The organism is Pseudomonas sp. Colony2 (assembly GCF_019382755.1).
Lineage (GTDB): Bacteria > Pseudomonadota > Gammaproteobacteria > Pseudomonadales > Pseudomonadaceae > Aquipseudomonas.
Window position 1 is genome coordinate 2,590,787 of sequence record NZ_CP080030.1, and the last position, 10,323, is coordinate 2,601,109.

The following is a 10,323-nucleotide window of genomic DNA, read 5'->3' on the forward strand; positions in this document are numbered from 1 at the left end:
CTCTACCTGTGGCGCAGCCACCGTATCGACATTGCTGCGTTTGTCATGTCCACCAGCCTTTCGTTGTTGATCATCAGCGATGTGGAAAACCTGTCGCGACGCTTTCTCGAATTCTTCGAAGCCACCGGCAATATCGCCAACGGTGTGCGCACCCTGATCCGCCCCCATGAAGTCATCGACCAACCCGGCGCCAAGGCGCTGATGGTCAAGCGCGGCGATATCGAGTTTCGCGATGTCGGCTTCAGCTATGGCGGTGACCGTTCGATTTTCGAACACCTGAATATCGTCATCCCCGCCGGCCAGAAAGTCGGCCTGGTGGGTGCTTCGGGCTCCGGCAAGTCGACCCTGCTGAGCTTGCTCCTGCGTCTCTACGACGTGCAGCAAGGCCAGGTGCTGGTGGACGGCAAGGACGTGCGCGAGGTGACCCAACATTCGCTGCACCAGCAGATCGGCCTGATTCCCCAGGAGCCCGGCCTGTTCCACCGCAGCATTCGCGAAAACATCCATTACGGCCGCCTGGATGCCTCGATGGACGAGGTCGCCGAGGCGATCCACCGCGCCGGCGCCAGTGAATTTATCGACAGCATGGAACACGGCTACGAATCGCTGGTGGGCGAGCGTGGGGTCAAATTGTCCGGCGGCCAGCGCCAGCGCATTGCGATTGCCCGGGTGTTGCTGAAAAATGCGCCGATCCTGGTGATGGACGAAGCCACTTCCAGCCTGGACTCGATCACCGAGCGCTTTATCCAGGACAAGCTCGACGAAATCATGGAAGACAAGACCGTGCTGGTGGTCGCGCATCGGCTGTCCACCGTGGCCCACCTGGACCGGATCCTGGTGTTCGACAATGGCCGGGTGATCGAGGACGGCAGCCACGAACAGTTGCTGCGCCAGGGCGGGCAATATGCGCGGTTGTGGAGTCGCCAGTTCAGCGATGCGCTGGATGAAGCGGTGGTGTGACCAAGCGGCGTACCGGGTACGCCGCGCAGTCAGGTTCAGATCGAGAGGTGCAGCACCCTGTCATCCTTGGCACCGGCCAGCGGGCGGCGCTTGTTGACCTTCAGCTCACCGAGGTTGATCAGCAACGTGCGGGTCACGTTGCGGCTCAGCCCCAGCAACTCGGCGGTGTGCACCTGGTTGTGCTGGCACAGCCGGTAGGCGGCGGTGAGCAGGCTGCGTTCCACCTGCTCGTGGAGGTTTTCTATCTGCTCCTCGAACAGCCGCTGGAAGGCCTGGTCGAGCAGGTCATGGGCGGTGGTGCTGTCTTCCTGGCGTTCGATACGCAGGTTGGACATGCGCAGGTCATCGGCCTGGATCACGCCGTCGCGGCAGATCAGCAGGGTGTGGTGGATGACGTTTTCCAGCTCGCGGATATTCCCCGGCCAACTGTAGGTGGCCAGGCGTTGCTCGGCTTCCTTGCTCAAGATGATCTCGCCATAGCCGAGGCGGCGGGTGTAGGTGTCGATGAAGTACTGCACCAGCGGCAGGATATCGCCGGGGCGATCCCGCAGCGGGCTGAGTTCCAGGTTGACCACGTTCAGACGGTAGAACAGGTCCTCGCGGAAATGCCCGGCGTTGATGGCTTTTTCCAGCTGCACGTTGGTCGCCGCCAGCACCCGCACATTGATCGGAATGCTTTTGCGCGAACCCAGGCGCACTACTTCACGCTCCTGCAATACCCGCAGCAGCTTGACCTGGATCGACATGGGCAGGTCGCCGATTTCATCGAGGAACAGCGTGCCGCCGTTGGCTTCTTCAAACCAGCCGGCCTTGGCACCGAGGGCACCGGTGAACGCGCCTTTCTCGTGGCCGAACAGCTCGGCTTCCACCAGTGATTCGGAGAACGCACCGCAATTCACCGCCACGAATGGCTGCTCCTTGCGGCCACTGAGGTTGTGGATATGCCGTGCGACCAACTCTTTGCCGGTGCCGGTTTCACCGATGATCAGCACGCTGGCTTCGCTCGGCGCGACTTGTTGCACATGCTTGAGCAAGGCCTTGGACCTGGGATCTTCAAACACCTGCGCGGTGGCGCGGATGGAGGTGGCAAGGGCGGGCGAGGGCGGTAGGGTCAGCAGTTGCATGGTTATCCCTTTGAATAAAAGATCAGGAATAAAACGTCGGGATGGGCGCGGTACCGTTCAGTGCCCACTCGCCCAGTTCATGAAGTTTGTAGTCCAGCGGGTCATGCAGGCTCTGGGTGCGCAAGTTGCGCCAGTGCCTGTCGAGGGCCACCGAGGCGTTGGTCGCCCGTGCGCCGGTGACCTCGAAGACCTTGCTACACAACTCCAGGCCATTGCGGCTGGCGGCGACTTTGGCGGTGGCGATGGCAATCGCCGTTTCGCCGCGTTCCTCGCTGGTCAGGGCCGAGCCCTTGGCCCATGCCGCGTCCAGCACCTGGCCTGCGCGCTCCACCAGCAGGCGGGTGCTTTGCAGCGCCACCCAGAAATCGCCGTAGTGGCTGAGGATGTAAGGGTCCTGGGTGCTGTGGCTGGCGCTGGAGCGGAACCACGGGCGGGCTTCTTCCAGGGTGTATTGGCGCGCTTCTTCGAACGCGCCTTCGGCGATGCCGAGGAAGATATTCGCGAAGTGCAGTTGCGCAATCAACGGCCGCAGGCAGGCGAACGGAGTACTCAGGGGGCCCGGGTCCAGCAACAGGTCGGACTCTTCCACGCGCACGCGCTTGAAGGTCACGCTGCCGCTGTCGGTCTGGCGCTGGCCCATGTTGTTCCAGTCGTTGTGCAGGATGATCCCGCTGCGGGCGCTGGGAATCGCCGCGATCAGCAACTTGCCGCCGGCGCTTTCATCGATGGCCGAGGCGATCAGCATTTCCGAGTCGTTGGCCCCGGAGCAGAAGTTCTTCTGTCCCGAGAATTCCCGCCAGCCCGTGTGGCGCTTGACCACCGTGCGGGTGTCCAGGGGGTTCAGGGTGTTGCCCCAGAACCAGTTGTTGCTGGCCGTCAGGCTGAACCAGGTTTGCCATTGTGCGGGCGTGGCGAATAACCGGACGGTGGCGAGCATCAGGTGATGAAAGCCGAATACGTGGGCGATGGAGCTGTCGACCCGGGCGAATTCGCGCACCACCTCGAAGGTTTCCGACCAGTTGGCGTCCAGCCCGCCGAATTGCCCGGGGATGCTCAGGGACAGCAGGCCGCTGCTGCGCAGTTTGTCGCGTTCGGCCTTGGGCGTACCGCCGCTGGCGTCGCGGTCGACGGCGGTGCGCGCGAACTCGGTCGCCAGGTCACGGGCAATCTCCAGTGGCGTCCTGCGGGTGCAGAGTAAGTTGACCGTCACGCGTGAATACCTCGTTGCTTAAGTCGAGAATGCTCGAGCTGATTTGTTTCAACAGGCAATGGATAGAGCAAGACCCATACCAAGTAACAATAAGCCGATAACTTGCGACTTCTTACGGGGATGCAGGCGCGGACAGTGTCGAATACGCAACTTTTGTTGGAGGGCTGTTGGAATTTGCACAGTTGCGTCCTGTGCCCGCAGGGCGGGGCTTTCGTTATGCTTTTATTGCTTGAGCATATAAGTGTTTGTGGGTGGTTTTTGTATTGTCCGGAATCGAACATTTCACCAGCAAAGTGTTGCACTTGTGGCGATTAATAAGAGTGGCCGGCCAGTGTTTATTGAGGCTTGGACGTGGCATGAACCCTGCAAAGTTGGAAACAGAGCGCGACTATACGAATAGATGCTCCAACTAATTCGAGACCCCAGGAGTATTTAATTCATGCGGCAACTGTTTGAACCTCGCGCTCGTCGTTTTGAGTCACTGGCCACCGCGTCCAGCCTTGGCGTGCTGTTGATGTTGATACACGGCGCGGCCTTTGCCGCCCAGGCGGACCCGACCCTGGCCACGGTAGTGGTCACCGGTGCCGAAGCCACCGAAGCGCAAAAGGCCGAGAAGCAACTGTCCAAGGTGCCCGGCAAAACCGCAGTGATCGACAACCGCAAGATCGAACAGGGCCGCGCGGCGAACGCCGAGGACGTGCTGGCGTTGCAGCCGGGCGTATTCGCCCAGGCCACCAGCGGCTCGGGCGCGAACAAGATTTCGATCCGCGGTTCGGGCCTCAACACCTTCTATCAAGGCTATGTGCTGGGGATCAAATTCCTCTATGACGGCCTGCCGTTGACCGGCCCGGGCGGTACCCAGGAAGACATGCTGGACATGGCTTCCGTGGACCACACCGAGGTGCTCTACGGCGCCAACGCCTTCCGTTATTCGGCCTTGTCCCTGGGCGGCGCGATCAACTTCGTGAGCAAGACCGGCCGCACCGATCCGGGCAACTACGCGCGTTTCGAAGCCGGCAGCTTCGGCTATCGCAAGGAGCAACTGAGCACCGGCGGCGTGGACGGCGACAATGACTATTACGTCAGCATCCAGCACAACGAGCGTGACGGTTACCAGGACAACACACCGAACAAGGGGCAGGGGATCGTTGCCAACTTCGGCCACGTGTTCAGCCCGCAACTGGAGACGCGCTTCTACATTCGCTACAAGGAAGAAACCCTCAGCCAGGGCAATACCCTGACCAAATACCAGCTCAAGCACGACCCCACGAGCAACCTCGTGCCCATCGGGCGCAAGAAGGACGGCTCGACGTTGCTGGGCAGCACCACCACCTACACCTTCGACGACAATGCCAAGCTCGAAGTCGGCCTGGGCTACAACGATTACCCGCTGGACAACGGCTGGCGCTATTCGCCAACACCACAGGAATGGCGCTCCCAGGACGTCAACCTGACCTTGCGCTACCTGCGCACCGCCGACACCTTCTTCGGCCTGCGCAGCGACAGCAGCGTGACCTTCAGCAATACGCTGGCGTACCTGGCCGATGTGAAATCCCACAGCAAGGCCACCGGCATCACCCAGCAGAAAACCAACTACACCGGCTCGCGGGACACCGTGTTTTCCCTTGGTAACGAACTGCAACTGAATGACCGGACGTGGCTGTCCACCGGGCTGTCGCTGATTGATATCAAGCGCAAGGCGCAGATCGAATACAGCACCGGCACCAATACCAGCGCGTTCCCCAGTGGCGTTGAATACGACGAGACCGACGTCGCCCCGCGCATTGGCCTGCGCTATCAGTTGACTCCGGAATTCGAAGTGTTCGGCAACGTCAGCCGCTCGGTGGATCCACCGGTTACCTGGCAGCTGGGCAGCACCGGCACACCATACATCCGTGATGTGCGGCCGCAAAAAGCCAACACCGTGGAGTTCGGCATTCGCGGCGGCCACGGTATTTTTGACGGCAGCCTGACGGTCTACCGCTCGTGGGTGCAGAAAGAACTGCTGTCGGTGGTGGTACGCCAGGCGACGGCCACCCAGGACCAACTGGTGGCCACCTCCAACGGCAGCGCGACCATTCACCAGGGCATCGAAGCCGGCTTGAATGCGCAACTGTGGGACGGCGGCAATGGCGACACCGTGACCCTGCGCCAGGCCTACACCTTCAACGACTTCCACTACCGCAACGATGCGGTGTTCGGCGACAACCAGCTGCCGGGCCTGCCGCGCCAGGTCTACCAGGCCGAGCTGGAATATCGCCAAGGCAGCGGTTTCTACGCGCAGCTCAACGCCCGGGCGGCGTCCAGCTATTACGTCGACTTTGCCAACTCCCTGAGTGCGCCGTCGTATACGTTGTGGGGGGCCAAGGTGGGCTACGAGGCCCCTAGCAAGAAGTGGGAAGTGTTCGTCGATGCACGCAACCTGACCAACAAGCGCTATGCCACGGCCACCAACACCGCGTACGACGCCAAGGGCCAGGACTCGGCCAACTTCTATGTGGGGGATGCGTTCAACGTGACCACGGGGGTGGCGTTTCACTTCTGACCGTGACAGATCGTTCCCACGCTCCGCGTGGGAATGCCGCCTTGGACGCTCTGCGTCCGGCCGTCGATGCGAGAGGTGATGGTGACGCAGAGCATCACGGTATGCATTCCCACGCGGAGCGTGGGAACGATCATTTCGAGGAACCTAGTTCTGCGGCCGCTGTTTGGTCGAGTCCAGCTCGGCCTTTTTGCCGGTGCTGATCTCGGTGATCTGCGCCGACTTGGCGATCGCGAAATCAAAGGTGTCCTGCATCTTGGCGATGGCATCGGTCGCCGTGCCGTTGAGCCCACCGTTGGCTGCCCAGTCGAAGTTCCACACCCCGGAAAAGTTATCGGCACCGGCCACATCATGGGTTTCGATCGCGGTGAACACGTCGGGATGGCGCTCCATGTACTGGGCCGCAGTGCTCACATCGGCCGGCACCTTGCCCGAGGCATTGCTGGCCAGTTGCGAAAGCTCTTGCTTGGTGATGGCCGACTTGCCCGTTTGGCGCATGTAATCGGCGATGACCTTGCTCGACTTGGAAATATTCAACTTGTCGTCGAATACCGACGTCGAGGCTTTTTGAGTGGTCGGTCCGCCACCGGCGGGTGTTACGGTAGTAGACATCGGCGCTGCTCCCTCAATGAATTGGATGACATCGAAGCCGACGTTAGCATGGGCAATTGGCCATTTATCACCGGCTTCACAACAATTCGCAGCGGCCGGAAAATTTCACAGCGTTTCGCACAGGGAAGGGATGGTGTTCAGGACGAATCAAGGGCAAAGCCGGTTTGCCGGTTTTTTCATCAGCCGCAATTTTTCACTTTTATGGCTGGGCCAGGCGCTCTCGTCCTTCGGCGAGTATGTGCTGGAGAGCACGATCATCGTCTGGCTGGTGACCGATCTGTTCCGTGACAGCGCCTTTCTACCCAGTGCCGTGGGCCTGGCGGTGGCGGCCTCGGCGATCCCGCGGGTGCTGGTGGCGCCATTGGCGGGTGCCTGGGTCGACCGCCTGACCCCGCTCTACGTGATGATCAGCGCAGACGCTATCCGGGTGATCAACTTCCTGATCTTTATCCTGATCTATTCGCTGTCCGGCCTCGATCAGATGCAAGTGTTCGCCGGCGTGCTGCTGTTGCTGGTGATGAACAGCAGCGCCGCGCAGTTCTTCAACCCGTCCCGGCAGGCGGTCATGCAAGTGATCATTCCCGCTGAGCGGCGGGTGGAAGCGTCGGCCAAGACGATGTTTTCCCTCACGGGCATTTCGGTGCTTTCCGCCTCCGTGGGCCCGGCGCTGTTTGTGTGGGTGGGGCCGATCTGGGCGTTGCTGATCAATGTGCTGGCGTTCAGCTGTTCAGCGCTATGTATCCTGGCCACCCGAGATTTGGGGGCTGCATTGCCCGCAGAGCGCGCCTCATTCTGGCGTGGACTCTTGGCCGGCCTGCGGTTTTCCTGGGGGCACCCGTCGATTCGAACCCTGCTGACCGGCGTGGCGTTATATGGCTTTTCCCTCGGTATCAACAACGTCGTCCTGTCGTTGTATGCCTTCAAAACGTTGGGCCTGAGCCCGCGTGAATATGGTCTGGTACTCGCCGCATTCCCCGTCGGCGGGCTGGTGGCGGCCTTTCTCGTTCGGCCGCTGTTGAAGGTCTTGAGCATTCGACGCGCGTTCACCGTGGCGCTGTTGTGCCTGGGGCTGAGCTACCTGGGCTATGCGTTGCATCCGCCGTTTTGCCTGGCCTGGGGGCTGATGTTCTGCTGCGGGCTGTGCTTTTCGGTGTTTGCCATGGTGCAGGGGCCTATGCTGCAAGAGGCCGTGCCGGCAGGCTATATGGGCCGAGTCTCCGCGACCGTGACGCCGGTGCTGGCCATTGCCTCGCTGACCGGCACCCTGGTGTGTTCCCAGACGCTCAACCTCGTGCAAGGTGTGGATGTGTACGGCGGCTATATCGTTATCGCGGCGGGCTTGCTGCTGACGGGAGGTGGATTGATGCTGCTCGGTCAGCGTGCCGGCAAACACCAAGTCGCCCGCTCAAAGTGACTCGCCCGCATCCAGCTTCGCCAGCAGCCTCTGGCCCCGTTCCCACAGCGCGTCCTGCTTGGATTCAGGCATCCGGTCGAGGTTCTTGTAAAGCATGGCCATGCGCTGATTGCCCCGCAGCAGGTCGCCGTGGCGCATCAGAAAGTGCCAGTAAAGCGCATTGAACGGGCAGGCATTGTCAGCGGTACTTTCAGTGACTTTGTACGCACAGTCGCGGCAGTAGTCCGACATGCGCTTTATGTATTGGCCGCTCGCGCAATAAGGTTTGGAACCCAGGTAGCCGCCATCCGCATGCATGACCATGCCCAGGGTGTTGGGCAGCTCGACCCAGTCGAAAGCGTCCATGTAAATCGCCAGGTACCACTCGCATATCTGGCTGGGCACGATGCCGGCCAGCAGGGCGAAATTGCCGGTGACCATCAGCCGCTGGATGTGATGGGCGTAGGCATGTTTCAGGCTTTGGCCGATCGCCTGGCGCATGCAGTTCATTTGCGTCTCGCCCGTCCAGTAGAACTCCGGCAGCGGGCGGCTGTTGCCGAATGCATTGCCGGTGGCGTAGTCCGGCATCTTCAGCCAGTACACGCCGCGTACGTATTCACGCCAGCCAATCAGTTGGCGGATAAACCCTTCGGCGGCATTCAGCCCGATGCCGCCCGACCAATAGGCGGCCTCCACGTCGCTGCACAGTTGGCGCAGGTCCAGCAGGCCGATGTTCAGCGCCGCGCTGATGCGGGCATGAAACAGGAAGGGCTCGTCGCTGGCCATGGCGTCCTGGTAGTCGCCGAACCCGGCCAGGCCGTAATCCAGAAAGTAGTCCCACAGTGCCTGGGCATCGGTGTGGGTTACCGGGTAATCGAAGGTGTCCAGTTCGCCGTAGTGGCTGCTGAAGTGTTGACCCACCAGCGCCAGCACGTCCTGGGTGATGGCGTCTGAACTGAAGCGCGCCGGGTAGGGCGCCTTGGTTCCCTTGGGCAGTGCCTTGCGGTTGTCTGCATCAAAGTTCCAGGCGCCGCCGACTGGCGTGCCGTCACCGTTGAGCAATAACCCGCTCTTGCGGCGCATCTCCCGGTAGAAGAACTCCATGCGCAGCTGTTTTTTGCCGCTGGCCCAAGTAGCGAACTCGTCACGGCTGCACAGGAAACGGCTGTCGGCATGCCACTGGATCGGCAAGCCGCAGTCTTTCAGGGATTGTTCCAGGCGCCAGTCGCCGCATTCGGTCAGGTGCAGTTCCTGTGGCTGCATCAGCGATTGCCAGCGCCCTAGCTCGCCGGGTACCGAGCCGGTGTTTTGCGGGTCGTCCAGGGCGACGTACTGCACCCGGATACCACGCTGCTGCAACGCCTGGGCAAAGTGGCGCATGGCGCTGAAGACCAGGGCGATTTTTTGCGGATGGTGGGGCACATGGCTGGCTTCCTCCATCACCTCGACCATCAAGACGGCATCGTGTTGGCTGTCCAGCCCGCCCAGTGAGGCCAGGTCAAACGACAACTGATCGCCCAGCACCAGGCACAGGTTTCTAACGGCCTTGGTCACCAGGGCGCTTCCAGGGAAAATGGCGTTCGCAGTGCCTCAATGGGCCCTTCACGCCGGCCGCACATTTCATCATGGACGCACTGATGCACCAGGGTGCAGGGGAACGCCGGGACTGACTGCAACACATCACGCAGGTGGTTGATGGAACGAAAGTGCAGGGGCTTTGCGGCCGCGTCCAGCAACGTGAACTGGCCATGGTCCAGCCGGACGCGCGCCAGATAGAATCCACCCTCCAGGGAGAGCAGTTCCATTTCACGCACGTCGCCTTGGGTGGCCAATTGGGTCAGGGTTTGCAGGTTCATGATTCACTCCTTGCCGGTCAGGGTTGCGAAGACTGGCGACGGAAGAACAGCGTCACCTGGCCCACTTCGACGCCCAGCTTGGACATGCTGGAGCGATTGATCAGCGTGTCTTCGTCCATCAGGTACATCCAGTCGTCGAGGCTCACTTCGTACACGGAGCCGTCCACCGGCAGGCTCAGGATGTAGCGCCAGCGCAGTGCGTTGCCGGCTACTTCGCCTTTGGCTTCACCGACCACGTCGTCGGCGCGGCCGCGCCAGTGGTTCGGGCCATCGGGGGTCAGGGTCCAGACGCGCCGCTGGCGAGTACCGTCGCTGTAGAGAAAGCGTTCGTCGAGAATCAGGTTTTCACCCTCGCGGCGGCTGGCGATATTCACTTCGAAACGCTTGGCGACTTCACCTGAGCGCTTTTCGAATATTCCCCAGGCCTTGACGGGCTTGCTGAAGAAGCGCACCAGGTCCAGTTGGGGTTGCTGGTCGGCATAGTGTTTTACATCCACGCTGCCACAACTGCTCAGGCCCAGCACCAGGGCCAGCGAAACCAATAGACGGGTCATTGCGGTTCTCCCAGAGAGGGCTTGATACTGCTGATACTTGTACAAAATAATAAAATTGTACAGGTATTTAGC

9 protein-coding genes are annotated in these 10,323 nt (G+C 61.1%); 3 read left to right on the forward strand and 6 right to left on the reverse strand.

Annotated features, from left to right (window positions below; genetic code table 11):
- A partial coding sequence (locus JV201_RS29650) for an ABC transporter ATP-binding protein (protein ID WP_257903309.1) occupies window positions 1–960 on the forward strand: 960 nt, incomplete at its 5' end.
- A gap of 35 nt (window positions 961–995) precedes the next feature.
- Here the strand turns inward: JV201_RS29650 and JV201_RS10335 are convergent.
- Together JV201_RS10335 and JV201_RS10340 are read right to left on the reverse strand one after the other, a co-directional pair.
- Window positions 996–2,084, reverse strand: coding sequence for a sigma-54-dependent Fis family transcriptional regulator (locus tag JV201_RS10335; RefSeq protein WP_003219869.1), 1,089 nt, complete (start codon window positions 2,082–2,084; stop codon window positions 996–998).
- 22 nt (window positions 2,085–2,106) lie between these two features.
- Window positions 2,107–3,294 carry an acyl-CoA dehydrogenase family protein gene (locus tag JV201_RS10340; RefSeq protein WP_003219870.1) on the reverse strand — a complete coding sequence of 396 codons (1,188 nt, stop codon included), beginning with the start codon at window positions 3,292–3,294 and terminating at the stop codon, window positions 2,107–2,109.
- A gap of 439 nt (window positions 3,295–3,733) precedes the next feature.
- Here JV201_RS10340 and JV201_RS10345 point away from each other — a divergent pair, with 439 nt between their 5' ends.
- Window positions 3,734–5,839: a TonB-dependent receptor domain-containing protein gene (locus JV201_RS10345; RefSeq protein WP_177023444.1), complete on the forward strand. Its 2,106-nt coding sequence runs from the start codon at window positions 3,734–3,736 to the stop codon at window positions 5,837–5,839.
- A gap of 144 nt (window positions 5,840–5,983) precedes the next feature.
- Here JV201_RS10345 and JV201_RS10350 read toward each other — a convergent pair whose 3' ends face one another.
- Window positions 5,984–6,448 carry a hypothetical protein gene (locus JV201_RS10350; protein ID WP_219406849.1) on the reverse strand — a complete coding sequence of 155 codons (465 nt, stop codon included), beginning with the start codon at window positions 6,446–6,448 and terminating at the stop codon, window positions 5,984–5,986.
- Window positions 6,449–6,581: 133 nt separating this feature from the next.
- Here JV201_RS10350 and JV201_RS10355 point away from each other — a divergent pair, with 133 nt between their 5' ends.
- Window positions 6,582–7,862, forward strand: coding sequence for an MFS transporter (locus tag JV201_RS10355; protein ID WP_219406850.1), 1,281 nt, complete (start codon window positions 6,582–6,584; stop codon window positions 7,860–7,862).
- Here the strand turns inward: JV201_RS10355 and JV201_RS10360 are convergent.
- The 3 genes from JV201_RS10360 to JV201_RS10370 are packed head-to-tail and all read right to left on the reverse strand — an operon-like array spanning window position 7,854 to window position 10,251.
- Window positions 7,854–9,395: a cryptochrome/photolyase family protein gene (locus JV201_RS10360; RefSeq protein WP_219406851.1), complete on the reverse strand. Its 1,542-nt coding sequence runs from the start codon at window positions 9,393–9,395 to the stop codon at window positions 7,854–7,856. The two genes, JV201_RS10355 and JV201_RS10360, sit on opposite strands and share 9 nt — an antisense overlap.
- Window positions 9,392–9,697 carry a DUF6482 family protein gene (locus JV201_RS10365; protein ID WP_219406852.1) on the reverse strand — a complete coding sequence of 102 codons (306 nt, stop codon included), beginning with the start codon at window positions 9,695–9,697 and terminating at the stop codon, window positions 9,392–9,394. Before JV201_RS10365 ends, JV201_RS10360 begins: the two co-directional genes overlap by 4 nt.
- Before the next feature lie 17 nt (window positions 9,698–9,714).
- Entirely contained in the window at window positions 9,715–10,251 is a 537-nt protein-coding gene (locus JV201_RS10370; protein WP_219406853.1) for a DUF3833 domain-containing protein, read from the reverse strand.
- Window positions 10,252–10,323: the final 72 nt, after the last annotated feature.

What these genes read in the sequence shown, in the direction of transcription:
- JV201_RS10335 (WP_003219869.1), bottom strand. Translation starts at nt 2,084, where the DNA reads ATGCAACTGCTGACCCTACCGCCCTCGCCCGCCCTTGCCACCTCCATC.
- JV201_RS10345 (WP_177023444.1), top strand. Translation starts at nt 3,734, where the DNA reads ATGCGGCAACTGTTTGAACCTCGCGCTCGTCGTTTTGAGTCACTGGCC.
- JV201_RS10350 (WP_219406849.1), bottom strand. Translation starts at nt 6,448, where the DNA reads ATGTCTACTACCGTAACACCCGCCGGTGGCGGACCGACCACTCAAAAA.
- JV201_RS10365 (WP_219406852.1), bottom strand. Translation starts at nt 9,697, where the DNA reads ATGAACCTGCAAACCCTGACCCAATTGGCCACCCAAGGCGACGTGCGT.
- JV201_RS10370 (WP_219406853.1), bottom strand. Translation starts at nt 10,251, where the DNA reads ATGACCCGTCTATTGGTTTCGCTGGCCCTGGTGCTGGGCCTGAGCAGT.